Annotated in this window: 22 protein-coding genes and 3 tRNA genes; 22 read left to right on the top strand and 3 right to left on the bottom strand. The window is 67.2% G+C overall.

Going from position 1 to position 25,684, the window contains the following annotated elements:
- The first annotated feature begins 18 nt into the window (after positions 1-18).
- From fabG to nagZ, 15 genes are all read left to right on the top strand, one after another.
- Positions 19-768, top strand: a complete 750-nt coding sequence (fabG, locus tag KZ686_RS14050) for a 3-oxoacyl-ACP reductase FabG (RefSeq protein WP_053822165.1) — start codon at positions 19-21, stop codon at positions 766-768.
- A 138-nt stretch (positions 769-906) separates the two neighbouring features.
- Positions 907-1,146 carry an acyl carrier protein gene (gene acpP, locus KZ686_RS14045; protein ID WP_006577662.1) on the top strand — a complete coding sequence of 80 codons (240 nt, stop codon included), beginning with the start codon at positions 907-909 and terminating at the stop codon, positions 1,144-1,146.
- A 298-nt stretch (positions 1,147-1,444) separates the two neighbouring features.
- Positions 1,445-2,677 (top strand): beta-ketoacyl-ACP synthase II, encoded by a 1,233-nt coding sequence (gene fabF / locus KZ686_RS14040; protein WP_226107543.1) that lies wholly within the window; start codon positions 1,445-1,447, stop codon positions 2,675-2,677.
- A 681-nt stretch (positions 2,678-3,358) separates the two neighbouring features.
- Positions 3,359-3,958 (top strand): RNA polymerase sigma factor RpoE, encoded by a 600-nt coding sequence (gene rpoE, locus KZ686_RS14035; RefSeq protein WP_006578764.1) that lies wholly within the window; start codon positions 3,359-3,361, stop codon positions 3,956-3,958.
- Positions 3,959-4,066: 108 nt separating this feature from the next.
- The gene (locus tag KZ686_RS14030) at positions 4,067-4,705 is read left to right on the top strand and encodes a sigma-E factor negative regulatory protein (protein WP_265632658.1); all 639 of its coding nucleotides are present in this window, start codon (positions 4,067-4,069) and stop codon (positions 4,703-4,705) included.
- Between the two features lie 8 nt (positions 4,706-4,713).
- Positions 4,714-5,787 (top strand): MucB/RseB C-terminal domain-containing protein, encoded by a 1,074-nt coding sequence (locus KZ686_RS14025; protein WP_226107549.1) that lies wholly within the window; start codon positions 4,714-4,716, stop codon positions 5,785-5,787.
- 158 nt (positions 5,788-5,945) lie between these two features.
- Positions 5,946-7,427, top strand: coding sequence for a DegQ family serine endoprotease (locus KZ686_RS14020; RefSeq protein WP_149317037.1), 1,482 nt, complete (start codon positions 5,946-5,948; stop codon positions 7,425-7,427).
- A gap of 450 nt (positions 7,428-7,877) precedes the next feature.
- On the top strand, positions 7,878-9,671 hold the full coding sequence (gene lepA, locus KZ686_RS14015) for a translation elongation factor 4 (protein ID WP_150082691.1): 1,794 nt from the start codon (positions 7,878-7,880) through the stop codon (positions 9,669-9,671).
- A 98-nt stretch (positions 9,672-9,769) separates the two neighbouring features.
- The gene (gene lepB / locus KZ686_RS14010; RefSeq protein WP_149317039.1) at positions 9,770-10,669 is read left to right on the top strand and encodes a signal peptidase I; all 900 of its coding nucleotides are present in this window, start codon (positions 9,770-9,772) and stop codon (positions 10,667-10,669) included.
- Positions 10,670-10,728: 59 nt separating this feature from the next.
- Positions 10,729-11,499, top strand: coding sequence for a ribonuclease III (gene rnc / locus KZ686_RS14005; protein WP_149317040.1), 771 nt, complete (start codon positions 10,729-10,731; stop codon positions 11,497-11,499).
- Positions 11,496-12,446, top strand: coding sequence for a GTPase Era (gene era, locus KZ686_RS14000; protein WP_150082689.1), 951 nt, complete (start codon positions 11,496-11,498; stop codon positions 12,444-12,446). The genes rnc and era overlap by 4 nt, the downstream gene beginning before the upstream one ends.
- Positions 12,439-13,326 carry a DNA repair protein RecO gene (gene recO, locus KZ686_RS13995; protein WP_149317042.1) on the top strand — a complete coding sequence of 296 codons (888 nt, stop codon included), beginning with the start codon at positions 12,439-12,441 and terminating at the stop codon, positions 13,324-13,326. The genes era and recO overlap by 8 nt, the downstream gene beginning before the upstream one ends.
- A gap of 7 nt (positions 13,327-13,333) precedes the next feature.
- Positions 13,334-14,116 (top strand): pyridoxine 5'-phosphate synthase, encoded by a 783-nt coding sequence (gene pdxJ / locus KZ686_RS13990; RefSeq protein ID WP_265632657.1) that lies wholly within the window; start codon positions 13,334-13,336, stop codon positions 14,114-14,116.
- Positions 14,113-14,541: a holo-ACP synthase gene (gene acpS / locus KZ686_RS13985; protein ID WP_150082686.1), complete on the top strand. Its 429-nt coding sequence runs from the start codon at positions 14,113-14,115 to the stop codon at positions 14,539-14,541. Before pdxJ ends, acpS begins: the two co-directional genes overlap by 4 nt.
- A gap of 17 nt (positions 14,542-14,558) precedes the next feature.
- Positions 14,559-15,608 (top strand): beta-N-acetylhexosaminidase, encoded by a 1,050-nt coding sequence (gene nagZ / locus KZ686_RS13980; RefSeq protein WP_149317045.1) that lies wholly within the window; start codon positions 14,559-14,561, stop codon positions 15,606-15,608.
- A 106-nt stretch (positions 15,609-15,714) separates the two neighbouring features.
- On the opposite strand, the gene efp is transcribed toward nagZ, so the two are convergent.
- Positions 15,715-16,275: an elongation factor P gene (gene efp / locus KZ686_RS13975; RefSeq protein WP_006578548.1), complete on the bottom strand. Its 561-nt coding sequence runs from the start codon at positions 16,273-16,275 to the stop codon at positions 15,715-15,717.
- A gap of 175 nt (positions 16,276-16,450) precedes the next feature.
- Positions 16,451-17,758: an elongation factor P maturation arginine rhamnosyltransferase EarP gene (gene earP / locus KZ686_RS13970; protein ID WP_265632655.1), complete on the bottom strand. Its 1,308-nt coding sequence runs from the start codon at positions 17,756-17,758 to the stop codon at positions 16,451-16,453.
- 178 nt (positions 17,759-17,936) lie between these two features.
- Between earP and uvrC the strand changes: the two genes are divergently transcribed.
- The 6 genes from uvrC to ybaL all read left to right on the top strand — a co-directional run bounded on the left by uvrC (position 17,937) and on the right by ybaL (position 23,242).
- The gene (gene uvrC / locus KZ686_RS13965) at positions 17,937-20,201 is read left to right on the top strand and encodes an excinuclease ABC subunit UvrC (protein WP_265632654.1); all 2,265 of its coding nucleotides are present in this window, start codon (positions 17,937-17,939) and stop codon (positions 20,199-20,201) included.
- A 255-nt stretch (positions 20,202-20,456) separates the two neighbouring features.
- Positions 20,457-21,056, top strand: coding sequence for a CDP-diacylglycerol--glycerol-3-phosphate 3-phosphatidyltransferase (pgsA, locus tag KZ686_RS13960; RefSeq protein WP_150082683.1), 600 nt, complete (start codon positions 20,457-20,459; stop codon positions 21,054-21,056).
- Between the two features lie 159 nt (positions 21,057-21,215).
- Positions 21,216-21,291 (top strand) — tRNA-Gly (locus KZ686_RS13955).
- A gap of 54 nt (positions 21,292-21,345) precedes the next feature.
- A tRNA-Gly gene (locus KZ686_RS13950) sits at positions 21,346-21,421 on the top strand.
- A gap of 104 nt (positions 21,422-21,525) precedes the next feature.
- A tRNA-Cys gene (locus KZ686_RS13945) sits at positions 21,526-21,599 on the top strand.
- 410 nt (positions 21,600-22,009) lie between these two features.
- The gene (gene ybaL / locus KZ686_RS13940; RefSeq protein WP_149317048.1) at positions 22,010-23,242 is read left to right on the top strand and encodes a YbaL family putative K(+) efflux transporter; all 1,233 of its coding nucleotides are present in this window, start codon (positions 22,010-22,012) and stop codon (positions 23,240-23,242) included.
- Between the two features lie 185 nt (positions 23,243-23,427).
- On the opposite strand, the gene KZ686_RS13935 is transcribed toward ybaL, so the two are convergent.
- The gene (locus KZ686_RS13935) at positions 23,428-24,357 is read right to left on the bottom strand and encodes a LysR family transcriptional regulator (RefSeq protein WP_265632653.1); all 930 of its coding nucleotides are present in this window, start codon (positions 24,355-24,357) and stop codon (positions 23,428-23,430) included.
- A 102-nt stretch (positions 24,358-24,459) separates the two neighbouring features.
- On the opposite strand from KZ686_RS13935, the gene KZ686_RS13930 reads away from it, so the two are divergent.
- Positions 24,460-25,569 (top strand): YeiH family protein, encoded by a 1,110-nt coding sequence (locus KZ686_RS13930; RefSeq protein ID WP_265632652.1) that lies wholly within the window; start codon positions 24,460-24,462, stop codon positions 25,567-25,569.
- The last annotated feature ends 115 nt before the right edge of the window (positions 25,570-25,684 follow it).

Below are 25,684 nucleotides of genomic sequence, written 5' to 3'. Positions count from 1 at the left end.
ACAAGGAGAAATAACGGGATGAGCAAGACCCTGGACAATCAGGTCGCGCTGGTGACGGGCGCCTCGCGCGGCATCGGCCGCGCGATCGCACTGGAACTGGCCCGGCAGGGCGCGCTGGTGATCGGCACGGCAACCAGCGAGAAGGGCGCCGCCGCGATCGGCGAATACCTGGCCGCCGAGCAGCTCAAGGGCGCCGGCGCGGTGCTCGACGTCAACGACGCGGCGCGCTGCGAGGCGCTGATCGACGAGATCGTCAAGAATCACGGTGGCATCCATATCCTGGTCAACAATGCCGGCATCACGCAGGACCAGCTGGCGATGCGGATGAAGGACGAGGACTGGAGCGCGGTGATCGACACCAATCTGACGGCGGTATTCCGCCTGTCGCGCGGTGTGCTGCGGCCGATGATGAAGGCCCGCGGCGGACGCATCATCAACATCACCTCGGTGGTCGGCTCGACCGGCAATCCGGGCCAGATGAACTATGCTGCGGCCAAGGCGGGCGTGGAAGGCATGACGCGGGCGCTGGCCCGCGAGATCGGCAGCCGCAACATCACCGTCAATTGCGTCGCACCGGGGTTTATCGATACCGATATGACCAAGGTGCTGTCGGAAGAGCAGCATGCCGCGCTCAAGACACAGATTCCGCTCGGCAGGCTCGGTCAGCCCGAGGACATCGCCAACGCGGTGGCTTTCCTGGCCGGTCCGCAGGCGGCTTATGTGACCGGCACCACGCTGCATGTCAACGGTGGCATGTATATGAACTGAGGGGGCGCGACGCCTTGGCGTCACCCCCTTTTTTAGAAGAACGGGCGCATTTCTTGCGAAAGACTGCGGACGGCATTTTCACGGGCCAAACCTGCTAAAATGCGCCCACTTTTTTGTCGAACTTCCCTGGAGGGCTAAATGGACAATATCGAACAACGCGTCAAGAAGATCGTGGCAGAGCAACTCGGCGTCGCCGAAGCCGACATCAAGAACGAATCCTCGTTCGTGAACGACCTCGGCGCCGACTCGCTGGACACGGTTGAACTCGTGATGGCGTTGGAAGATGAATTCGGCATGGAAATTCCCGATGAGGAAGCCGAAAAGATCACGACCGTGCAGCAGGCCATCGACTACGCCTCGGCGCACGTCAAGGCGTAAGCCTGTCGTATCCGGATTCCGGGCCACAGAAAACGGGCGAAGGGGTCGTCAGATCCCGTTGTGCCGTTTTCTGTGGCTTTCGTTTGTTCGAGCAAGCGGAGTTGCGGTGGAGCTGAACCTGGCTCCATCAGCGGCCATCGTGCCGCCGCGCTGCCGGCCCCGGATCGGGTCCGTCGGTCCGGCCGGCATGTTGGCCGATGCGCCGGTCCGCCGGCGCGGCGGAATCGCCATGGCGCCTTCACGGTGCCGCGGGCTGCCGCCCGTTCCGCCTTGCCTCATCCACCCGTAGGAAATCATAGTGAGCCGTCGTCGCGTCGTCGTCACCGGGCTCGGCCTTGTGTCTCCGGTCGGAAACACGGTTGCCGAAGGCTGGGCCAATCTGGTTGCCGGCAAGTCCGGCATTGCCACCATCACCAAATTCGATCATTCCGCGCTGGCGGTGCATTTCGCCGGCGAGGTGAAGGGCTTCAACGTCGAGGACTACATCCCGGCCAAGGAAGCGCGCCATATGGATACCTTCATCCACTATGGCATCGCGGCCGGCACCCAGGCCCTGCGCGACAGCGGCCTGGAAGTGACCGAGGCCAACGCCGATCGCATCGGCGTGCTGGTCGGCTCGGGCATCGGCGGCCTGCCCATGATCGAGGATACGCACGCGGAGCTGACCAACCGCGGCCCGCGCCGGATCTCGCCCTTCTTCGTGCCCGGCTCGATCATCAACATGATCTCCGGCCACCTGTCGATCAACCATAACCTCAAGGGCCCGAACCTGGCCGCCGTGACCGCCTGCACCACCGGGCTGCACAGCATCGGCCTGGCCGCGCGGCTGATCGAGGCGGGCGACGCCGACGCGATGCTCGCCGGCGGTGCGGAATCGACCGTGTCGCCGCTGGGTATCGGCGGTTTCGCCGCAGCGCGGGCGCTGTCGACCCGCAACGACGATCCGGCAGCCGCCTCGCGTCCGTGGGATGTCGATCGCGACGGCTTCGTGCTGGGCGAAGGCGCCGGCGTGATGATGCTCGAGGAGTACGAGTCGGCCAAGGCGCGCGGCGCGAAGATCTACGCCGAACTGTCCGGCTTCGGCATGAGCGGAGACGCGTTCCACATGACGGCGCCGAGCACCGACGGTCCGCGCCGCTGCATGGTCAATGCGCTGAAGAACGCAGGCGTCAACCCGGACGAAGTGCACTACCTGAACGCGCACGGCACCTCGACGCCGCTGGGCGACAAGAACGAGTCCGACGCGATCAAGCTGGCCTTCGGCGAGCACGCCTACAAGATCGCGGTGAACTCCACCAAGTCGATGACCGGCCATCTGCTGGGCGGCGCCGGCGGCCTGGAGTCGGTCTTCACGGTGTTGGCGCTGCATCACCAGGTCGCGCCGCCGACGATCAACATCTTCAATCAGGACCCCGAGTGCGATCTCGATTACGTGCCGAACACCGCGCGTGAGATGAAGATCGACGTGGCCGTCAAGAACAACTTCGGCTTCGGCGGTACCAACGGCACGCTCGTCTTCCGTCGTGCCTGAAGCCGGCGCCCGCCGGCCCCTCCCTTGCTTGCTGTCCCGGGGACGTCATCCGCAGCGTTGGCTGCTGACGGCGTTCCTGGGCTGCGAGCTTGCCGCGTTGCTGTGGTTGCTGTGGCGGGCAGGGCAGGGTTGGGCGGCGGGCGAGACGGCGCCGCTGTGTTGGGCGGTCCTGGCAGTGGCTGCCATGCTGTCGGGTGGCCGTACCTGGCGAGGGGCGTGGCGGGCGGCGGCATGCCGCCTTGCCGGCGTCGCGCCGGGCGGTTCGCCGGCTCGGATCGTCGTCGCGTTGCCCGACGGCGGCCAAGTCAGGGCCCGCGTGGTGGCGTGCTGGCAGTTGGGCGGGGTTGCCGCGGTGCTTCGGCTGGCGCCTGTGGAGTCCGGGCAAGCCGCCGTGCCACCCGTGCTGGTGATGGGCAGCGGTGGCGTTCCGGACGATCGGGACAGCGCCTCCGGTGCCTCGCGGCGAGCGATGCTGCGGGCGCTGCATGCGTCCTCTGGGCCGCTTTGAACACGATCGGCGGCCCAAGCGGTGCCGCTTAATGCATACTGACGCCCGGTGGCATTCGCCCCGGCTGTCAATACGCTTTTCGCTCCACGGCGGTTTCGCGGGGTGCGGCGTAGGTAAAATACAACGTTTGTTTTGACAGCGATACCAAGAGATACACTGCAGGTGAACTATTCGTGAGCGAACGCGAAGCCGACCAGCTCCTTGTTGAACGCGTCCAGCAGGGCGACAAGCGGGCCTTTGAACTGCTGGTGGCCAAATACCACCGCAAGATCATCCGGTTGATCTCGCGTCTGGTCAGGGACCCCGCTGAAGTGGAGGATGTGGCGCAGGATGCCTTTATCAAGGCATATCGCGCCTTGCCCCAATTCCGCGGGGAATCGGCGTTCTACACCTGGCTGTATCGGATCGCTGTCAACACGGCCAAAAACTACCTGGCCACGCAGGGCCGCCGGCCCGAGGCGTCCAGCGACATCGATGCCGAAGAGGCTGAAACTTTTGCGGATGGTGAGCAACTAAGGGATATCAATACGCCGGAGTCGATGCTCCATACGCGCCAGGTGGCAGACACCGTCAACCGCGCCATGGAGGCCCTGCCGGAGGAATTGCGAACCGCCATCACGCTGCGCGAGATCGAAGGCCTCAGCTACGAGGAAATCGCCGAAGCGATGGGGTGTCCGATCGGTACGGTCAGATCGCGCATTTTCCGGGCACGCGAAGCGATTGCGGAAAAATTACGCCCGCTGCTGGGAACGGCAGAAGGCAAGCGGTGGTAGAAGTCAAAGACATGTCGTGCGGCCAGCGTTGCAGCCTGCTCCTGCATCGAGAAGCGACAGTATTGTGACGGGATTGTTCGGTGTTCGATGGTTATCGAGGGGTTGGAAATGGGTCAGGCTCACAGGCAATCGGTTCATGCGCCCGAGGCAGCGGAGCAGATTTCCGCATTGATCGACGGCGAACTGGCGCCGAATGAATTCGAGGCCGTGCTGGCGCTCGCGAAAAGCGAGCCGGGCCAGGAGCAATGGTCGGTGTTCCAGTTGATCGGCGATACGCTGCGTTCCGAGGAGCTGGCCCATGCCGGCTCGACCGCGGCCTTCGTGTCGCGCTTCGCCAGCCGTCTCGAAGACGAGCCGCATCTGCTGGCGCCGGCCGCGCTGGCCGATGCGCCGGTACGCCGCCACCGTCTGCTGCTGCGCCCGTCGTGGGTGCGCCGCGTGATGCCGGGTACCGCGATCGCGGCCGCCGTCGCGGCGGTCAGCTGGGTGGTGGTGCCGCAAATGCGCGATGCCGATCCGGCCGCGCCCGGCGCCATCGTCGCCAGCACCAGTGAAGGCGTCCCCGCGGCGCCCAAGGCCACCGGCGTGCTGACCGTCGCCGCCGATGCCGGCCAGATGATCCGCGATCCGCGCCTGGACGAGTACCTGCGGGCTCACCGGGTGTCCGTGACGACCAACGCCATGGTGCCGACCATGCGCAACGTCGCCAATAGTGCAAGCTTCTCTCAGGACAACACGCAGGAATAATGCCGGACATGCAAAAAGGATGGGCGCCCGCCCATGCAGCGGGCGCACAAGGAATAAGGGCCCTGAGGAGGTCCTTTTTTCTCGCCTTGTGCCTGACGGCCGCGGTGGCGACGGCACAGACGCCCGAGCCCACGCTGGCGCGCCGCGATGCCGCGGCCTGGCTTGGCAAGATCCACCGCGCCGCGCAGCGCGAAAACTACGTCGGTACTCTGATCTACCAGCGTGGCAGCGTGATGCATGCCTCGCGCATCCAGCATTTCAGCGACCTGGTGCACAACGAGTACGAGCGGCTCGAGACGCTCGACGGCAAGCCGCGCGAGGTCCTGCGCCAGAACGACATCGTCCATAGCCTGATCCCCGAAGCCAAGCTCGTGGTGGTCGAGCGCCAGGACGCCAAGGACCGTTTCCCGGCACTGCTTGCCACCAACAAGGGCGATGTGCTCGATCTCTACGAGATGCGCAGGCTGTCGCCGGAACGCGTGGCGGGCATGGAATGCGAAGTCTTCTCGCTGGTGCCGCACGACGGCGCCCGCTATGCGGTCCGCCTCTGGGCCGAGAAGCACTCCGGCCTGCTGATGCGTGCGCAGACCATCGGCGAGGGCGGCAAGGTGCTCGAGCAGGTCGCGTTCTCGCAGATCGAGATCGGCGTGCCGTCCGAAAAGCAGAAGATCCTCGGCGCGATCAAGAGCGCCGCCAACTGGCAGCGCTACGAGATCAACTACCAGCCGGCCAATATCGCCGAAGAGGGCTGGCTGATCACGGTGCCGGTCAAGGGTTTCCAGAAGATTCGCGAGGTCCGTCGCCCGCTGGGCGATCTGCGCAGCGCGCAAGGCAGCGGCCGCGAACAGGTGTTCGAGGTGCTGCAGGTCGTCTACAGCGATGGCCTGACCGGGCTGTCGGTATTCATCGAACCGGTATCGGAGCAGCGGGTGCGCCGCGAGGGCGTTGCCTCGCTGGGCGCGACCCAGGTGGTGGTGCGCAAGGTCGCCGATTTCTGGATCACCGTCGTCGGCGAGGTGCCGGCGGCCACGGTCAAGCAGTTCGCGGCCGCGGTGGAATACCGCGCGCCCAAGCCACGCTGAGCCGGGATGCGGCGCGCGCCGGCGCGCCCGCCTGCACACGCCGGGCAATTCTTCGGATGTTCTCCGCACGGTTGCGTGGACACCCTTCGGGCTGGCCCTGACTGGACCGGACGCCCCGGCTTGCTTACCCTGTTACGCTGAACTCGCGGGAGTCGACCATGTCGTCAAACTATTACGCCGTGGCCAGGACCATGGCATTGGCCGCCGTGCTGGCGGCGGGTCCCATGCTGGCCACGCCGGTCCATGCGCAGGCCACCGCTTCCAATTACAGCCTGCCCGACTTCACCGACCTGGTGGAGCGCGTCAGCCCGGCCGTGGTCAATATCCGCACCACCGAGCGCGTGCGTTCGCGCGGCATGACGCCCGAGGACGAGGAGATGGCCGAGTTCTTCCGGCGCTTCTTCGGCATCCCGATGCCGGGCGCGCCGACGCCGCCGGGAACGCCGCGCCGCGGCCAGCCGCCGCAGGGCGAGGAGCAGAGCCGCGGCGTCGGCTCGGGCTTCATCATCAGCCAGGACGGCTACGTGATGACCAACGCCCACGTGGTCGCCGACGCCGAGACCATCTACGTCACGCTGCCCGACAAGCGCGAGTTCAAGGCAAGGCTGATCGGCACCGACCGGCGCACCGACGTCGCGCTGCTGAAGGTCGATGCCAATGGCCTGCCGCGCCTGCAGATGGGCGATTCGAACAAGATCCGCGTCGGCGAATGGGTGCTGGCGATCGGCTCGCCGTTCGGCCTGGACAACAGCGTGACCGCCGGCATCGTCTCGGCCAAGGGGCGCGACACCGGCGACTACCTGCCGTTCATCCAGACCGACGTCGCGGTCAACCCCGGCAACTCGGGCGGACCGCTGATCAATCTGCGCGGCGAGGTGATCGGCATCAATTCGCAGATCTACAGCCGCAGCGGCGGCTACATGGGCATCTCGTTCGCGATTCCGATCGACGAGGCGCTGCGCGTCAGCGAGCAGCTGAAGTCGACCGGCAAGGTCACGCGCGGCCGTATCGCGGTGGCGATCGGCGACGTCACCAAGGAAGTCGCCGATTCGCTGGGCCTGGGCCGGGCGCGCGGCGCACTGGTCGGCAGCGTCGAGCCGGGCGGTCCGGCGGAGAAGGCCGGCATCGAGGCGGGCGACATCATCCTGAAGTTCAACGGCCGCGATATCGAACGCGCCTCGGACCTGCCGCGCCTGGTCGGCGAGACCAAGCCGGGTACGCGCGTGCCCATGCAGCTGTGGCGCAAGGGCGGGACCCGCGAGGTCACCATCACGGTGGCGGAGCTGGAGCCGGATGCCAAGCCGCGTCCGCGCGCCGGCACCACGCCGGGCGATGACGGCGCGGCGGGCGCCAAGCCCAATGCGCTGGGACTGGTGGTCGGCGATCTGTCCGAGGCCAGGTTGCGCGAGCTGAAGATCAAGTCCGGCGTCGAGGTCCAGGCGGCCGAAGGCGTCGCGGCACGTGCCGGCATTCGTCCGGGCGACGTGATCCTGCGCCTGGGCGACACCGATGTGACCAGCGCCCGCCAGTTCAACGAACTGGTGCGCGGCCTGGACAAGAGCCGGATGGCGGCGGTCTTCGTGCGCCGCGGCGACGCCACCCAGGTGCTGACGCTGCGCCCGAACGGCGGCGCACGCTGAGGCAGGCCGAGTCGGGTTGAAGGGGGGCGAGTCGGACCGAGGCCGACTGGCGCGAAAAAAAACGCCCCAGATATGCGCTCCGGCCGTCCCCGCGCAAGCGGGGCGCCGGCGCCTTTCCGGGCGGACTGCGCGGTCGGTCCAGGGCGCTTTTCTGCGCCCGGACGACCGCGATATCGATGCCGCCGTCGTTGCCACGGCATTTTCCCGCTTCGCTCTGCGATTGAGCACCGGGACCCCCTTGAAAATCCGGTAAAATCGCCGTCTGGCGCGAAAGCCGCCGACCCTGTGAAACGGTCGGGCCCAAGCGCGCCACCAACCTGCGGCCGGGCCCAGGCGCGCCCGGCGGGCCGCCCGTCCCTCCGCCCATGACATGCTGTGCCGCGGCCGGATGCGCGTACGTCGCCATCGCCCGTTGCCAATGCGCTGCCGCGGCGCTCCCCTGACCAACCGATGGACCATATCCGTAACTTTTCGATCATTGCCCATATCGACCACGGGAAATCGACCCTGGCCGATCGCATCATCCAGCTGTGCGGAGGCCTTTCCGACCGCGAAATGGAGGCCCAGGTCCTGGATTCGATGGATATCGAAAAGGAGCGGGGCATCACGATCAAGGCCCAGACCGCTGCGCTGAGCTACAAGGCGCGCGACGGCAAGCTCTACAACCTGAACCTGATCGACACGCCGGGACACGTCGACTTCAGCTACGAAGTCAGCCGCTCGCTGTCCGCCTGCGAAGGCGCGCTGCTGGTGGTCGACGCCTCGCAGGGCGTCGAGGCCCAGACCGTGGCCAACTGCTATACCGCGATCGAGCTCGGCGTCGAGGTCGTCCCGGTGCTCAACAAGATCGACCTCCCGCAGGCCGATCCCGACAACGCGATCCAGGAAATCGAGGACGTGATCGGCATCGACGCGCATGACGCGACCCCGTGCTCGGCCAAGACCGGCCAGGGCGTCGAGGACGTGATCGAGGCGCTGATCGCCAAGGTGCCGCCGCCCAAGGGCGACCCCGACGCGCCGCTGCAGGCGCTGATCATCGATTCGTGGTTCGACAACTACGTCGGCGTGGTGATGCTGGTGCGCGTGGTCAACGGCACGCTGCGTCCCAAGGACAAGGTGCTGCTGATGGCCAACGGCTCGCAGCATCTGGTCGAGCAGGTCGGCATCTTCTCGCCCAAATCGATTCCGCGCGAGGCGCTGTCGGCCGGGCAGGTGGGCTTCGTGATCGCCGGCATCAAGGAACTGAAGGCGGCCAAGGTCGGCGACACGATCACCACGGTGACGCGCAAGGCCGAGGCGCCGCTGCCGGGCTTCAAGGAAGTCAAGCCGCAGGTGTTCGCCGGCCTCTATCCGGTCGAGGCCAACCAGTACGAGGCGCTGCGCGAATCGCTGGAGAAGCTGCGCCTGAACGATGCCTCGCTGCAGTTCGAGCCCGAGGTCTCGCAGGCGCTGGGCTTCGGCTTCCGCTGCGGTTTCCTCGGCCTGCTGCATATGGAGATCGTGCAGGAGCGGCTCGAGCGCGAGTTCGACATGGACCTGATCACCACCGCGCCGACGGTGGTCTACCAGGTGCAGATGCGCGACGGCACCATGGCGCAGGTCGAGAACCCGGCCAAGATGCCCGACCCCAGCAAGATCGACGCGATCCTGGAACCGATCGTCACGGTCAACCTGTACATGCCGCAGGATTACGTCGGCTCGGTGATCACGCTGTGCACGCAGAAGCGGGGCACGCAGGTCAACATGAGCTACCACGGCAAGCAGGTGCAGCTGACCTACGAGATTCCGATGGCCGAGATCGTGCTCGATTTCTTCGACCGGCTCAAATCGGTATCGCGCGGCTATGCGTCGATGGACTACGAGTTCAAGGAGTACCGCGTTTCCGATGTGGTCAAGGTCGATATCCTGATCAACGGCGACAAGGTCGATGCGCTCTCGATCATCGTGCACCGTTCCAATTCGCAATACCGGGGCCGCGAAGTTGCCGCGAAGATGCGCGAGATCATTCCGCGCCAGATGTACGACGTCGCCATCCAGGCGGCGATCGGCTCGAACATCATCGCGCGCGAAAACGTCAAGGCACTGCGCAAGAACGTGCTGGCCAAATGCTATGGCGGCGATATCTCGCGCAAGAAGAAACTGCTGGAAAAGCAGAAGGCCGGCAAGAAGCGCATGAAGCAGGTCGGCACGGTGGAAATTCCGCAGGAAGCGTTCCTGGCCATCCTGCAGGTGGAAGAGAAATGACGCGCCGGACGGCAAGCGTGGCGAATCGGCGCAGCGCCGGTCCAGCCCACACGCCCTCCGGTTCGTACCAATAAGATTTCGCCAACGATCTAGCCGTCATGAATTTTGCACTGATCCTTTTTGTGCTGGTGGTCATCACCGGTATTGCCTGGGTAGCCGACAAGCTGGTGTTTCAGAAGCAGCGCCGCGTTTCGGCGCAGGCCGCGCTGGCCGAGTTCGATGCGCGCCGCGCCGCGATGCCGGGGCACGGCTCGGGCACCGACTTCGAATCCTCGCGCAGCCGGCTGGCCGAGGAAAAGCTGCGCCAGCCCTGGTGGCTCGAATATTCGGCCAGCTTCTTCCCGGTGATCCTGGCCGTGTTCGTGCTGCGCTCGTTCGTGGTCGAGCCGTTCAAGATCCCGTCCGGCTCGATGATCCCGACGCTGCTGATCGGCGACTTCATCCTGGTCAACAAGTACGAATACGGCCTGCGCCTGCCGGTGATCAACAAGAAGATCGTCTCGCTGGGCGAGCCGCAGCGCGGCGACGTGATGGTGTTCCGCTATCCGAAGGATCCGTCGCTCGATTACATCAAGCGCGTGATCGGCGTGCCCGGCGATGTGGTGACCTATGAAAACAAGCGGCTGACCGTCAACGGCAAGCCGGCGCAATACGACGCGCTGCCCGATTATCTGGACGAGGAGCGGCTGTCGTATTCCAAGCATTACAAGGAAACCCTGCCGGGCGGCGCGCCCCATGGCATCCTGAACGACGCCGACCGGCCGGCCTTCGTGGCCGGTGCCGACCCGGATTTTCCCTTCCGCGAAAACTGCACTTACAATCAGCAGGGCGTGACCTGCAAGGTGCCCTCGGGTCACTATTTCGTCATGGGGGATAACCGGGACAACAGCCTGGATTCGCGCTATTGGGGCTTCGTGCCGGACGAGAATATCGTCGGCAAGGCATTCCTGATCTGGATGAATCTCGGCAACCTGGGCCGGGTGGGGTCGTTCCAATAAACGGCGGCCGCCGGCCGGAGCGCGCCATTCGATTACCTCTTCGGGAACGCAGTACTGACATGAACCTCGACGCCTTGCAGCAACGACTCGGCTACCGTTTCAGCAAGCCCGAATTGCTGCAGCAGGCGCTGACGCACCGCAGCCATAGCGCGCACCACAACGAGCGGCTGGAATTCCTCGGCGACTCGGTGCTGAACTGCGCCGTCGCGGACATGCTGTACGGCATGTTCGGCAAGCTCGACGAGGGCGACCTGTCGCGGGTGCGGGCCAATCTGGTCAAGCAGCAGGCGCTGTACGAGATCGCGCAGATGCTGCAGCTGTCCGAGTCGCTGCGGCTGGGCGAGGGCGAGCTGAAAAGCGGCGGTTTCCGCCGCCCCTCGATCCTCGCGGACGCCCTCGAAGCCATCGTCGGCGCGGTCTTTCTCGACGCCGGTTTCGAGGCCGCCCGCAGCCTGATTCGCAAGCTCTATATCCCGATCCTCGAGCAGGTCGATCCCCGCACGCTCGGCAAGGACGCCAAGACGCTGCTGCAGGAATACCTGCAGGGCCACAAGATCGCGCTGCCCCAGTACAACGTGATCGCGACCCACGGCGCCGCCCATAACCAGCAGTTTGAAGTCGAATGCATCGTGCCTAAACTGGAGGTGCAGGTATTCGGCACCGGGGCCTCGCGCCGCGCCGCCGAACAGGCCGCCGCCAAGCTGGCGCTGGAAGAGGTGCAGCGGCTGGTGCCCCAGCTGCTCAAGCGCAGCCGCGCCGAACGCACCGGCAAGACCCGCAAGCAGCCCGTTCCCCCGGATCCGCAGTTGTCTCTCAGGTTGAAGGAATGACCGAATCGAATCGCCCGCAGCCGGAGTCCACGGACTCCGCGGCGGCAAACCCGCCCGCAGCATTCCGCTGCGGCACCGTGGCCATCGTCGGACGGCCCAACGTCGGCAAGTCGACCCTGGTCAATGCGCTGGTCGGCCAGAAGATCAGCATCACCTCCCGCAAGGCCCAGACCACGCGCCATCGGCTGGTCGGCATCCAGACCACCGACGATACGCAGTACGTGTTCGTCGATACGCCGGGCTTCCAAACCCGGCATGCCAGTGCCCTGAACCGTTCGCTCAATCGCGCCGTGACCTCGACGCTGTCGTCGGTCGACCTGGTGCTGTTCGTGGTCGAGGCCGGCCAGTACGGGCCCGACGACGAGAAGGTGCTGACGCTGCTGCCGCGCAATACGCCGGTGCTGCTGGTGGTCAACAAGATCGACCGTCTGCCCGGCGACCGGCGTTCGGAGATCATGTTCCCCTTCCTCGAGAAGATGGGACACCAGTTTCCGTTCCGCGAGGTGGTGCCGATGTCGGCCAAGACGCGCGACCATATCGAACGCCTGCTCGGCATCATCCGGCCCTATCTGCCGGAAGGCGAGCCGATGTACGACACCGACGCGCTGACCGACCGCAGCGAGCGCTTCCTCGCCTCGGAGATCATCCGCGAGAAGGTGTTCCGCTGGACCGGCGACGAGCTGCCGTACACCAGCACCGTCGTGATCGACAAGTTCGAGACCGAAGGCCGGCTGCGGCGCGTGTTCGCCACCATCCTGGTCGAGCGCGATGCGCACAAGGCGATGGTGATCGGCAGCAAGGGCGCCAAGCTCAAGCAGATCTCCACCGAGGCGCGCCTGGACATGGAAAAGCTGTTCGACGGCAAGGTCTACCTGGAGCTGTGGATCAAGGTCAAGAGCGGCTGGGCCGACAACGAAGCCGGATTGCGTGCCTACGGATATGAGTGACCGCCCGGCGGTCCCGGCGCCTGCGCGGCGCGGGACCGCCTCCGCGCGCCGCGCGGACCCGGTGGCAGAGGAAGCCGCCGAAGTGCTCGACAGCGTCGGCGCCGAGCTGGCCGGCGCGCGCGCGATGATGGATCGCGCGATGCGGATCGTACCGGCGCGCACCGAGCTGCGCGTGGTCAATCAGCCGGGCTTCGTGCTGCATGCCTGGCCGTATCGCGAAACCAGCCTGATCGTCGATGTCTTCACGCGCGACCATGGCCGCATGGCGCTGGTCGCCAAGGGCGCCAAGCGCCCGCATTCTGCGCTGCGCGCGGTGCTGCAGCATTTCCTGCCGATCTCGCTGTCGTGGAGCGGGCGCGGCGAGGTCAAGACACTGACCAAGGCGGAGTGGATCGGCGGCATGCCGCCGCTGGCCGGCGAGGCCCTGCTGTCCGGCTTCTATCTGAACGAATTGCTGCTGCGCTTCTGCCCGCGCGAGGACGCCCACGAAGCGCTGTTCCGCCATTACATGGCGACGCTGACGCGGCTGGGGCAGGGCGAGCCGGCCGGACTGGTGCTGCGCGGGTTCGAGCGCGTGCTGCTGCAGGAGACCGGCTTCGCGGTGGCCTTCGACCGCTGTACCTCGACCGGCGAGGCGGTGCAGCCGGGGCTCGACTACGTCTACCAGCCGGAGCGCGGCGTGCGGCGCGCGCATGCCAGCGATCCATCGTCGTGGCCGGTGGTATCGGGGCAGACGCTGCTCGACATGTCCCGCGACGACTACAGCCGGCCGCAGACCGTCACGCAGGGCCGCGCGCTGATGCGCTTTCTTCTGCATTATCATCTGCAAGGCGTGCCACTGAAGACGCGCCAGATCCTGATCGACCTGCAAGCCCTGTGATCTCCCTATGATTTTCCACGCTCATCCCGGCGTCATTGCGCTCGGCGTCAACATCGACCACGTTGCGACGTTGCGCAACGCGCGCGGCACCGTCTATCCGGATCCGATCCAGGCCGCGCTGCAGGCCGAGGAGGCCGGCGCGGACCTGATCACGCTGCATCTGCGCGAGGACCGCCGCCATATCCGCGATGCCGACGTGCGCGCGCTGCGGCCGCAGCTGGCCACGCGGATGAACCTCGAATGCGCGCTGACCCAGGAGATGCTGGACATCGCCTGCGAGATCCGTCCGCAGGACGTCTGCCTGGTGCCCGAGCGCCGCGAGGAAGTGACCACCGAAGGCGGGCTCGACGTGGCGGGGCGATTCGAGCAGGTCAAGGCGGCGTGCCGCCAGCTGGCCGACGCCGGCATCCGCGTGTCGCTGTTCATCGATGCGCAGGCCGAGCAGATCGAGGCCGCCGCCGCCAGCGGCGCGCCCGTGATCGAGCTGCATACCGGCCGCTATGCCGATGCCGAGACGCCCGAGGCGCAGGCGCTGGAATTCCGCCGCATCGCCGACGGCGTCGAGACCGGCCTGAAGCATGGCCTGGTGGTCAACGCCGGCCATGGCCTGCACTACACCAATGTGCAGCCGATCGCCGCGCTGCCGGGCATCGCCGAACTCAATATCGGCCACGCCATCGTCGCCCACGCGGTATTCGCCGGCTGGCAGAACGCGGTGCGCGAGATGAAGGCGATCATGGTCGCCGCCCGGCTCGGCACGCGCTATCCCGCGCCGAAGGCTCCGGCGTGATCTACGGCGTCGGCACCGACATCATCCAGATCGAGCGCGTGCGCGGCGTGATGGCCCGCACCGGCGGCCGCTTCGCCGAGAAGGTGCTGGGCCCGCAGGAGCTTGCCGTCTATCATCGGCGCCGCGCGCGCGTCGAAAAGCGCGGCCTGGCCTTCCTGGCGACGCGTTTCGCCGCCAAGGAGGCCTTCTCCAAGGCGATCGGCCTGGGCATGCATTGGCCGATGACCTGGCGCGCGATGGAGCTGCTGAACCTGCCGTCCGGCGAGCCCTATGCGCACTGCCACGGCGAGCTGGCGCAATGGCTGGACGAACGCGGCCTGACGGTGCGCGTCAGCGTCAGCGACGAACACGACTATGCGGTCGCCTTCGCGATCGCGGAACGGACCGGGCCGGCCGAGACCTCGGGCGTGTCCCTACCCAGATAACTCCCTCTCTTTCACCGATGACCAAGAAGAACGCAGGCAAGCGACCGGGCCCGGTCGTGCTGGATGTCAAGGGCAAGCAGCTGGACGCCGACGATGCGCGCCGCATCTCGCATCCGCTGACCGGCGGCGTGATCCTGTTCGCGCGCAACTTCGAGTCGCGCGCGCAACTGGTGTCGCTGACGCGCGAGATTCGCGCGCTGCGCGACGACGTGCTGATCTGCATCGACCATGAAGGCGGGCGGGTGCAGCGCTGCAAGACGGACGGCTTCACCCATCTGCCGGCGATGGCAAAGCTGGGCGAGCTGTGGGATCGCGACGTGCTGGCCGCGACCCGGGCGGCAGTGGCGTGCGGCTATGTGCTGGCGGCCGAGCTGCGCGCCTGCGATATCGACCTGTCGTTCACGCCGGTGCTCGATCTCGATTACGGGCGCAGCGGCGTGATCGGCGATCGCGCCTTCCACGCGGATCCGCGCGTGGTGGCGATGCTGGCCAACCATCTGACCCATGGCCTGCTGCTGGCCGGCATGGCCAACTGCGGCAAGCATTTCCCGGGGCACGGCCACGTCGAGGCGGATTCGCATGTCGCGGTGCCGGTCGACGAGCGCACGCTGGACGAAATCCTGGAACAGGACGTGCGGCCCTATCAGTGGATGGGCATGACGCTGGCCTCGGTGATGCCGGCCCACGTGATCTACCCCAAGGTCGATCCCAATCCCGCCGGCTTCTCGCGCTATTGGCTGCAGGACATCCTGCGCGGCCAGCTCGGCTTCGAGGGCGTGATCTTCAGCGACGACCTCAGCATGGAGGGCGCCAGCGTCGCGGGCACCGTCACGCAGGGCGCGCGTGCCGCGCTGGATGCCGGTTGCGACATGGTGCTGATCTGCAATCATCCCGAGCGCGCCGACCAGCTGCTGGCCGAGCTCGACGTGTCGATCGACAAGGCCTCGCAACGGCGCGTGCGCCGGCTGTTCGCGCGCGGCAAGGCGATGGACTGGAACAAGCTCGAGCAGGACGCGGGCTATCGCAGCGCGCTGCGGCAGCTGCGCGACGAGGCGCTGATCGGCTGAGGCCGCAGCGCTCGCGGCAATCATCGCGCCGCAACGAAAAAGGGCAGCCGGTCGGGCTGCCCTTTTTTCGTCTCGGCACGGACCGCGAGGGTCCGTCTGCCTCGCCTTAGTTGGCGCGGCTGCGGTATTCGCCGGTACGGGTGTCGATTTCGATCTTGTCGCCGATATTGCAGAACAGCGGCACCTGCAGTTCGAAGCCGGTATTGATCTTGGCGTTCTTCAGCACCTTGCCCGACGAGGTGTCGCCCTTGACGGCGGGCTCGGTGTAGACGATCTCGCGCACCAGCGTGGTCGGCATTTCGACCGAGATGGCCTTGTCGTTGTAGAACACCACTTCGACGTTCATGCCGTCTTCGAGGTAGTGCAGGGCATCGCCCATGTTGTCGCTTTCGACTTCGTACTGGTTGTAGTCGGCGTCCATGAACACGTACATCGGGTCGGCGAAGTACGAGTAGGTGCATTCCTTGCGATCCAGCACGACCACTTCGAACTTGTCGTCGGCCTTGAACACGGCCTCGCCCGGTGCGTCGGTCAGCAGGTTCTTGTACTTCATCTTGACGACCGCGGCGTTGCGGCCCGACTTGTTGTACTCGGCCTTCTGCACGACCATCGGATCGGCACCGATCATGAACACGTTACCGACGCGGAGTTCCTGTGCGGTTTTCATCTGAACTAATCTTCCTGAATTAAAAATGTCTGGGAGTTCGGCGTGGCGAGGGCGCGCCGGGGCGGCGCGTTCGCGATCCGTGCTCAGTTCCGCGCGGGGCCCGCAGGCTCGGACGCCGTCAGGCGCCGTGCGGGCAACCCAGGATTTCCAGCCCGGTCGCCATCAAATCAACCCGCTATTTTACCCGACTTTCGCAAAACGCTACGAGGTTCGCTGCGAGATCGCCCAGCGCGGCCAGGCTGTGCTGCCAGCGCTGCGCCGTGCGCGCCAGGCCGGGCAGCGCGTCGCGCAGGCCGTCCCACGCGGCCGCGATGTCCTCGGGCGGCGCGGCGCCGTTCCACACATGCCAGAAGCGCGTCATCGCCTCGGCGTGGGCCGGCTCGCCGATCTGCTGGCGGTACAGCGCCAGGAAGGCGTCCAGCTTGACGCGATGGGCGTCGTCGGCCTGCGGATAGATGTGCCAGACGAAGGGGCGCGCGGCCCATTGGGCGCGCACGAACGAATCCTCGCCGCGCACGAAGTTGACATCGCAGGCCCACAGCAATTCGTCGAACTGTTCCTGGGGCAGGAAGGGCACCTGCTGCAGATGCAGCCGGCCCAGCGTGCAGGCCGCCCCCGGCGACGCTGCCGCCGCGGCGTCCGTGCCCGCCCAGGCGAACGCCTGCTGCGCCGCCGGGCCGGACGGCATCAGGCACTGCACCGGCTCGTCGCCGTCGCGCCAGCGGGCCAGCAGCGCCGGCAGCGCCGGGTTTGGGTAAGCGAACAGGCTGACCCGGCGCGCGCCGTCGATCGGCGTGACGCCGAGCCGATGCCACAGCCGCGCCTGTGCTGCCGGCGAGTCCGTAAAGCTGCGCCGCTGCATGGCGAGCAGCGATTCGCGCAGCACGCCGCCGGTGCCCGGCTCGAAGCCGGGGAAAAAGAAGTACTTGACCAGCGGCAGGCGCGGATGCGGCGACGCCATGCCGTGATGCTCGCGCACCCAGGGCTCGGCGCTCAGGTATTCGAGATTGACCCACACCGGCTTGCGCGGCGCCTGCGCCATCCGGGCGACGAAGGCCGGCGGCAGCTCGCAGGCGAAGGCCTCGATCACCGCGTCGTGCGGCGCGATGTCGCCCATCGACTCGCCCGCTGACTTGCCTGCCGACTTGCCCGCCGACTTGCCTGCCAACTCGCCAGCCGACTTGCCTGCCGACTCGCCCACGGTCTCTCCGGCCGTTTGGCCCCCGGACTCGCCCGCCGGCCCGGCCAGCCCCTCGTCGCTGCCCGCGACCCAGCGGCGGACCTCGACGCCGGCCAGGCGCTGGCGGTCGGCAGCGGGGTCGATGGCCGGCGCCAGGCGCGCAAAGCTGGCCAGATCGTCGACCCACAACCGCACGGCGTGGCCATGCTCCTGCGCGAGTTGGCGGGCCAGCCGCCAGCAGACACCGATGTCGCCGAAGTTGTCGATCACGGTGCAGAAGATGTCCCAGGAGCGGATGGTCATAGGGAAGTCGGCCGTTTCCGGCGCGGGCCAGGCCCGGTGAGGCGAAGACGGGGCCGCCGGTTTGGCAGGAGGCGGGCGGAATTGCTCTAAACTTGCGATTTTAGAGCCCCGCCAGCCTTCGCGCGTGCAGCGCGTCACGTTTGCGGCGGCCCCTCGCATGTCCCTGCCGCCTTCCCCGATGTCACGTCCGGATCCGCAACCCACTGGCACGCCCGCCGAGGTCGAGCCGCGCATCGACACGCCTGCCGAGGCCGAGCCGCACCTCCACGCGCCCGAGCCAGGGCCCGACACGCCCGGGTCGACGTCGCCCGCCGCCAAGGCTTCGTCGGCCGACGCTTCGGTCGCACCCGCGAAGGCCGGTGCACCGCGGCAGGAGCCGCAGCGGAAGCCGGAGCAGGGGCCGGAGCAGGGGCCGGAGCAGGGGCCGGAGCTTGAACAGGAATCGGAGCAGGAAAGCCACTTCGACCCTCGCCCCGTGATCGCCGCGCTGCCGGGCCTGCCCGGCGTCTACCGCTATTACGACGCGGCCGGCGGCGTGCTCTATGTCGGCAAGGCGCGCGACCTGAAGAAGCGCGTCTCGAGCTATTTCAACAAGACCCAGCTGTCGCCGCGCATCGCGATGATGGTGTCGCGCATCGCCCGCATCGAGACCACGGTGGTCCGCAGCGAGGCCGAGGCGCTGCTGCTCGAGAACAACCTGATCAAGGCGCTGACGCCGCGCTACAACATCCTGTTCCGCGACGACAAGTCGTACCCCCTGCTGAAGCTGTCGGCGCATCGCTATCCGCGCATGGCGTACTACCGCGGCGCGACCGATCGGCGCCACCAGTATTTCGGCCCGTTCCCGAGCGCGCATGCGGTGCGCGAAAGCATGCAGATCCTGCAGAAGGTGTTCCAGCTGCGGACCTGCGAGGACACCGTCTTCAACAACCGCACCCGGCCGTGCCTGCTGCACCAGATCCACCGCTGCACGGCGCCCTGCGTCGGCGCGATCAGCGAGGAGGATTACGCGCGCGACGTGGGCAACGCCGCGCGCTTCCTGCAGGGCCGACAGAAGGAGGTGCTCGAAGGCCTGCAGCAGAAGATGGAGCAGCACGCCGAGCGGCTCGAGTTCGAGCAGGCCGCCGCCGTGCGCGACCAGATCGGCGCGCTGTCGACGGTGCTCAAGCGCCAGGCCGTCGAGGAAGTGGGGCAGAGCAGCGATATCGATATCCTGGCCGTCGCGGTGCAGGGCGGACGCGCCTGCGTCAACCTGGCGATGGTTCGCGGCGGCCGCCATCTGGGCGACAAGGCCTACTTCCCCGCGCATGTCGAGGAGGCCGCGATGATCGTCGACGAGGAGGCCGAGGACGTCGTTGCCACCGCCGAGGGCGGCGCGCTGTCCGATCCAGCCAATTCGGTCGAACCGGCCAATTCGGTCGAACCTGCCGAACCTGCCGAGGCGGCCGCGCCTGCGGAGTCCGGCGCCGCGACGGCCGAGCGCGTCGCCGCCAACGTGCTGGCCGCCTTCATGGCGCAGCACTATCTCGATCAGCCGGTGCCGCCGATCCTGGTGGTCAGTCACGCGCCGGCCGACGGCGCGCTGATGGAGGCGCTGACGATGCAGGCTGGCCGCCGCATCACGCTGGTGCGCCAGCCGCAGGGCCAGCGGCGCGCTTGGCTGGAGATGGCGCAGCAGGGCGCGGCGCTGGCGCTGGCACGGCGCCTGGCGGAGCAGGGCAGCCAGGAGGCCCGCACGCGGGCGCTGGCGGAGACCATCGGCATCGAGCTCGACGATCTGGGCGCGCTGCGGGTCGAATGCTTCGACATCAGCCATACCGCCGGCGAGGCGACGCAGGCCTCGTGCGTGGTGTTCCATCACCATGCGATGCAGAACAGCGAATACCGCCGCTACAACATCGACGGCATCACGCCCGGCGACGACTATGCGGCGATGCGCCAGGTGCTGACGCGCCGCTATCAGAAGCTGGTCGAGCGCAGCCAGGAGGACAGCGCCGCGATGCCGCATATCGTGCTGATCGACGGTGGCAAGGGGCAGGTCGAGGTCGCGCGCCAGGTGTTCGAGGAGCTCGGTCTCGATATCGGGCTGCTGGTCGGCGTGGCCAAGGGCGAAGGCCGCAAGGTCGGCCTCGAGACGCTGGTGTTCGCCGACGGCCGGCCCGCGCTGGAACTGGGGCAGGGCAGCGCGGCGCTGATGCTGGTGGCGCAGATCCGCGACGAGGCGCACCGCTTCGCCATCACCGGCATGCGCGCGCGCCGTGCGAAGACGCGGACCACCTCGCGGCTGGAGGAGATCGAAGGAATCGGCGCGCGCCGGCGGCAGAAGCTGCTGACCCGTTTCGGCGGCATCCGCGGCGTGATGGCGGCGAGCGTCGACGAGCTCGCCAGCGTCGACGGCATTTCGCGCGCGCTGGCCGAGGAAATCTATCGGCAGTTGCACTGACGCGGCGTCCGGTTGCGGTGACCGGTTGCGGTGACCGGTTGCGGCATCGGTTGCGGCATCCGGTTGTGGGACGCCGGTGGCCGCACTCCGGTCGTGGTCCCCCCGGTTGCAGGTCCGACATGGGTTCGGCCGCCGATACCGGCCACCGCCGGCGCGGAACGTGATCGGTCGTCCCCGCTTCGAGAAATGCTCAATTGATGTCGGAATCGGCGACAATCGCGTGATTGTCCCGTCTTCGACCCTGCCGATCCGCCTATGCCGCTGAATATTCCGATCCTGCTGACCTGGCTGCGCGTGGCCATGATCCCGCTCGTGGTCGGCGTCTTCTATCTGCCCGATGCCTGGCTGTCGATGCCCGCCAAGAACCTGACGGCGGCCGTGTTCTTCATCGTGGCGGCGGCCACGGACTGGCTCGACGGATTCCTGGCGCGGCGCTGGAACCAGACCTCGTCGTTCGGCGCCTTCCTCGACCCGGTTGCCGACAAGCTGATGGTCGCCGCTGCGCTGCTGTCGCTGCTCGCGCTGGACCGCGTCAGCGATCTGATCGCCCTGGTGATCATCGGGCGCGAGATCACCATTTCGGCGCTGCGGGAGTGGATGGCGCAGATCGGTGCCTCCAAGAGCGTCGCCGTCAATTTCCTGGGCAAGCTCAAGACCACGTTCCAGATGATCGCGATCCCGCTGCTGCTGTTCGATGCGCCGCTGTTCGGCATCGACGCCGGCATGCTCGGCGGCTGGCTGATCTACGTCGCCGCCGTGCTCACCCTTTGGTCGATGTTCTATTACATGAAGCTCGCCTGGCCGCAGATCCGGGAGCGCAGCGCGGCCGCCGCCCGGGCCGCCGCGCAAAAGTGAGGATCAGTGCAAAAATATGCTTGACTTCATTGTCGGATGTTTGCATAATTTCGTTCTCGCTTCTGACGAAACAAAACGAACGAAGCGAGATGCAGCAAGAAGCGGTCTATATGCAGTGATTTAGCACCGTGTTGTTGCAAGTGCAGTACGCAGGACACTGCGGGAGTAGCTCAGTTGGTAGAGCGCAACCTTGCCAAGGTTGAGGTCGCGAGTTCGAGACTCGTCTCCCGCTCCAGAATTTTCTGGTCGATCCGGTAGCGATTTCCGGGTTTGCCGCAGCAGGTGTCATGCGGGAGTAGCTCAGTTGGTAGAGCGCAACCTTGCCAAGGTTGAGGTCGCGAGTTCGAGACTCGTCTCCCGCTCCAGTCCGAAAGGGAAGCAGCGCTTCCCTTTTTAGTTTGCGATGCTGCCGCATCGGCCTCCGGCGCCCGGAAGCCGCAGCGGCTACAATCCAGCATCCAGGTCACCCGGCGGGGTGGCAGAGTGGTTATGCAGCGGCCTGCAAAGCCGTGTACGCCGGTTCGATTCCGACCCCCGCCTCCATCGATCTTCCCCCTCTGTTGCGCCCGATCCGCGGCGCCCGATCCGCGGTTTTCGCCGCCGATCCCGTGCCCTCGCGGGCATTCACAGCGGTCTCTCGCTGACTTTTCTCTGTCTCTGCGCGGCGTTTTTGCGGTCTTATCGCGGCTTTACCGCGTGGCTCGCGTGATACATTACGTCTATCGCACCAGTCGTCGCCGTTGCTGGACCATGCTGGCAACGTGCCCAGGCCTCGCGCCCCGGGCACCGCTGCCGGTGGCGACGACTCCCATTCGGTTTCATTTCCGCAGACTGTCCGCCCGGGCGGCGCCGGCACCAGGCCCCGTCGATGGCGGCGTGTCCGCGTCGATCGGGACCGGATCGCCGTTCGACTTCCCGGCGCCACGCCGGCCATCAGAAGGAAACCACCACGCATGCATCACGCTACTCCGCTCATCAGCACCATCGTCGGCGGCATTGTCCTGGCATTTGTCCTCGGTGCGTTGGCGGGGCGTTTACGGTTGCCGCCCTTGATCGGCTACCTGTGCGCGGGCGTGGTGGTCGGACCGCATACGCCGGGCTATACCGCCGACCAGGCGCTGGCGCCGGAGCTGGCCGAGCTGGGGGTGATCCTGCTGATGTTCGGCGTGGGCCTGCATTTCTCGATCCGCGACCTGATGGCGGTGCGCAAGATCGCGATCCCCGGCGCGGTGGCGCAGATCGGCATCGCGACACTGCTTGGCATGGGCGTCGCCTGGGGCTTCGGCTGGAGTTGGGGCCAGGGCCTGGTCTACGGGCTGGCCCTGTCGGTCGCCAGTACCGTGGTGCTGCTGAAGGCCTTGCAGGATCGCGATCTGGTCGACAGCGAGCAGGGCCGCATCGCGGTCGGCTGGCTGGTGGTCGAGGATCTGGCGATGGTGCTCGCGCTGGTGCTGCTGCCGGCGCTGTCTGGCCTGCTGGTGCCGGCCGGTGCCAGCGGGGAGGCGCCGGCGGCCAGCGTCACGGACATCCTGCTGACGGTGTCGCTGACGCTCGGCAAGGTCGCGGCCTTTGTCGCCGTGATGCTGGTGATCGGCCGCCGCTTCATTCCGTGGATGCTCGAGCGCATCGTCTGGACCGGCAGCCGCGAACTGTTCCGCCTAGGCGTGCTGGCGACCGCGCTCGGCGTCGCCTTCGGCGCCTATTCGCTGTTCGGCGTGTCGTTCGCGCTGGGCGCGTTCTTTGCCGGCATGGTGCTGGCCGAGTCCGAATTCAGCCATCGCGCGGCCGAGGAATCGCTGCCGCTGCGCGACGCCTTCGCGGTGCTGTTCTTCGTCTCGGTCGGCATGCTGTTCGACCCGATGGTGCTGGTGCGCGACCCGTGGGGCGTGCTGGCGACCGTATCGATCATCGTGGTCGGCAAGTCGGTGGCGGCCCTCGGCATCGTGCGGATGTTCGGTTATTCGAACCGGACCGGCATGACGATCGCCGCCAGCCTGGCGCAGATCGGCGAGTTCTCCTTCATTCTGGCCAGCCTCGGCGTGTTCCTGCAGATCCTGCCGGAACGCGCGCAAAGCCTGATCCTGGCGGGCGCCTTGCTGTCGATCGTGCTCAACCCGCTGCTGTTCCGCTGGCTGGACCGCTATGTGGCGCGCCAGAGCGAGGCGGGCGAGGCGCAGGCGGCCTGACGATCCGGCGGGGGCCGCGTCCGGGCCTCCTGATAGGCCCCCGATTGGCCCCCCGAATGGCCTGCCGCTTGGCACGCCGATCGGTTCGCCGCGTGGATCGCCGAGCGGTTCGCCGCGTGGATCGCCGAGCGGCTCGCCGCGTGGATCGCCGAGCGGCTCGCCGCGTGGATCGCCGATCGGTTCGCTCATCCTTCCCGCTTTTCCACTTCTTCCAGTTCCAGTTGTGGCGCCGTCCGGCGCAGGTATTCGGTAAAGGCCAGCAGGCCCTGGGTCGGATACTTGTCCCGATGGACCACCAGGTGCCAGGGCCGCACCAGCCGCGGCAGGCCGCGGCGCAGCGCCACCAGCGTGCCGCGCTCCAGCTCGTCGCGCACCACATGCAGCGACAGGCAGCTGACACCAAAGCCGCTCATCACCGCGCGCTTGATCGCTTCGGCGTTGCCGAGCTCCAGCGCAAAGCGCAGCGGCCCGAGCAGCGGGGCAAGCCGTTGCTCGACGATCTCGCGCGTCCCCGAGCCGCGCTCCCGCACCAGCCAGTCCGCCTCGCGCAGCGCGCGCAGGTCGCCATCGGCCTGTGCCAACGAATGCCCGGCGCCGACGACCACCACCATCTCGTCGTCGCACCAATGCACGCTGGTCAGCTCGCGTTCGTGGCAGGTGCCCTCGATCAGGCCGATATCGGCTTCCAGCCGCAACAGCTCCTGCAGCACGTCATGGGTGTTGCCGATGCGCAGGTCCAGCGCGCAGGGCTGTTGCTGGGCCTGACGGAAGCCGGTCAGCAGGGCGGGCAGCAGATAGCTGCCGATGGTGTTGCTGGCGGCGATGCGCAACTGCACGCCGGCGTCGGCGGCGAAGCGTTCCAGCTCGTGCGCCTGGTCCAGTAGCGACAGCGCGCGGGGGAAGAACTGGCGTCCGGTCTCGTTGATGGTCAGGCGTTTGGCGACGCGGTCGAACAGGCGCCGGTCCAGCGCGCGTTCCAGATCGGCCAGCGCGGCGCTGACGGCGGACTGCGACATCGCCACCGCATCGGCGGCGGCGGTCGTGCTGCCGTGCTGGACCACGGCCACGAAAACGGCAAGCTGACGCAGCGTCAGCCGCAAGGGGCGATGTTGCATATCTATAAACCTGGTAAGAAATAACGATATTACCTGTTTTACAGATGAAATGTCGGTTGTTACGCTGGCGTCATTCCTACACGCCCGTGTCGTCCCTGCGCCATGCCGACCACCTCGATTCCTGCCGCCGCCCCCGTCGCCTCCCCAGCCCCATCCGTTCCGTGGCGCTATCGCCTGCTGACGCTTGCCCCGCTGGGCGCAATTGCGTGGCTCGCGCTGATCCTGTCCGGGCTGCCTGCGCTGTCGCAATTGGGCGTCAGCCCGCTGATGCTCGCCATGTGCGCCGGCATGGTCGCCTGCAATACCTTGCCGCGCCACTGGCTGGCGCCGCTGGCGCCCGGCATGCAGCTGGCCCGGCAGACGCTGCTGCGGCTGGGCGTGGCGCTGTACGGCCTGCGGCTGACCTTCGGCTCGATCGAGGCGCTCGGTGTCGGCGGCGTGGTGGCGCCGTTGCTGATGCTGGCGGCGACGCTGTGCGTCGGGGTCTGGGTCGGCACCCGCTGGCTGGGCCTGACCCGCCGCGAGGCGGTGGTGGTCAGCGCGGGCAGCGCGGTGTGCGGCGCGGCTGCCGCGATCGCGGTGGCCTCGATCGCGCGCACCGACGACCGGCAGACCGCGGTCGCGGTCGCCACCGTGGTGCTGTTCGGCACCGTCGGCATGCTGCTGTATCCCTATCTGTATGAACTGGTGACCAACGTCTTGCACTGGCAGGTCGGCGAACGCGCCTTCGGCATCTATACCGGCGCCACGCTGCACGAGGTCGCGCAGGTTATCGTCGCCGGCAAGGCGGTCGGCGAGTCGGCGGGCGATGCCGCCGTGCTGGCCAAGATGGTCCGCGTGCTGGCGCTCGGCCCGCTGCTGCTGGTCCTGGCACTGTGGCCGCGTGCCGAAGACCGGGTGCAAGGCGGGCAGGGTGCAACGGCCGGCGGTCGTGGGATCGACTGGGCGCGGATCCGCGCGGCGATCCCCTGGTTCGCGCTCGGCTTCGTCGCCGTGCTGGCGATCAATTCCTTCGGCCTGGTGCCGGCCGAATGGAAGCCGGGCCTGGTTGCCTTCGATAACTGGCTGCTGGCCTGCGCGATGCTGGCGATCGGTCTGCACACGCGAATCGGCGACCTGCTGCGCGCGGGCCGCAAGCCGATGCTGCTGGCGGCGCTGCTGTTCGTGTTCCTGGTGGGCGCCGGCGCGCTGCTGTGCGCGGTGCTTCTCTGACCCCGATCGAATCAGTCGGCGGCAGGGATTGAGGATTGAGGAATTGAGGGATTGAAGGTCGGCGGGCGGGGCTGCAATGGCCCCGCATCGGCTTGGTGCCGCCGGGTCGCACGGC

This window comes from Cupriavidus cauae (genome assembly GCF_026210475.1).
Classification (GTDB): domain Bacteria; phylum Pseudomonadota; class Gammaproteobacteria; order Burkholderiales; family Burkholderiaceae; genus Cupriavidus; species Cupriavidus cauae.
This window is presented reverse-complemented; position numbering and strand designations above follow the sequence as displayed.

Excerpts from the sequence above, each read along its gene's own strand:
- pgsA (WP_150082683.1), top strand. The coding sequence starts at position 20,457 with ATGCCGCTGAATATTCCGATCCTGCTGACCTGGCTGCGCGTGGCCATG.
- recO (WP_149317042.1), top strand. The coding sequence starts at position 12,439 with ATGAGTGACCGCCCGGCGGTCCCGGCGCCTGCGCGGCGCGGGACCGCC.
- lepB (WP_149317039.1), top strand. The coding sequence starts at position 9,770 with ATGAATTTTGCACTGATCCTTTTTGTGCTGGTGGTCATCACCGGTATT.
- lepA (WP_150082691.1), top strand. The coding sequence starts at position 7,878 with ATGGACCATATCCGTAACTTTTCGATCATTGCCCATATCGACCACGGG.
- nagZ (WP_149317045.1), top strand. The coding sequence starts at position 14,559 with ATGACCAAGAAGAACGCAGGCAAGCGACCGGGCCCGGTCGTGCTGGAT.
- earP (WP_265632655.1), bottom strand. The coding sequence starts at position 17,758 with ATGACCATCCGCTCCTGGGACATCTTCTGCACCGTGATCGACAACTTC.
- KZ686_RS14020 (WP_149317037.1), top strand. The coding sequence starts at position 5,946 with ATGTCGTCAAACTATTACGCCGTGGCCAGGACCATGGCATTGGCCGCC.
- ybaL (WP_149317048.1), top strand. The coding sequence starts at position 22,010 with ATGCATCACGCTACTCCGCTCATCAGCACCATCGTCGGCGGCATTGTC.
- efp (WP_006578548.1), bottom strand. The coding sequence starts at position 16,275 with ATGAAAACCGCACAGGAACTCCGCGTCGGTAACGTGTTCATGATCGGT.
- KZ686_RS14030 (WP_265632658.1), top strand. The coding sequence starts at position 4,067 with ATGGGTCAGGCTCACAGGCAATCGGTTCATGCGCCCGAGGCAGCGGAG.
- KZ686_RS13935 (WP_265632653.1), bottom strand. The coding sequence starts at position 24,357 with ATGCAACATCGCCCCTTGCGGCTGACGCTGCGTCAGCTTGCCGTTTTC.
- rnc (WP_149317040.1), top strand. The coding sequence starts at position 10,729 with ATGAACCTCGACGCCTTGCAGCAACGACTCGGCTACCGTTTCAGCAAG.
- acpP (WP_006577662.1), top strand. The coding sequence starts at position 907 with ATGGACAATATCGAACAACGCGTCAAGAAGATCGTGGCAGAGCAACTC.
- uvrC (WP_265632654.1), top strand. The coding sequence starts at position 17,937 with ATGTCACGTCCGGATCCGCAACCCACTGGCACGCCCGCCGAGGTCGAG.
- era (WP_150082689.1), top strand. The coding sequence starts at position 11,496 with ATGACCGAATCGAATCGCCCGCAGCCGGAGTCCACGGACTCCGCGGCG.
- fabG (WP_053822165.1), top strand. The coding sequence starts at position 19 with ATGAGCAAGACCCTGGACAATCAGGTCGCGCTGGTGACGGGCGCCTCG.
- KZ686_RS14025 (WP_226107549.1), top strand. The coding sequence starts at position 4,714 with ATGCAAAAAGGATGGGCGCCCGCCCATGCAGCGGGCGCACAAGGAATA.
- pdxJ (WP_265632657.1), top strand. The coding sequence starts at position 13,334 with ATGATTTTCCACGCTCATCCCGGCGTCATTGCGCTCGGCGTCAACATC.
- KZ686_RS13930 (WP_265632652.1), top strand. The coding sequence starts at position 24,460 with ATGCCGACCACCTCGATTCCTGCCGCCGCCCCCGTCGCCTCCCCAGCC.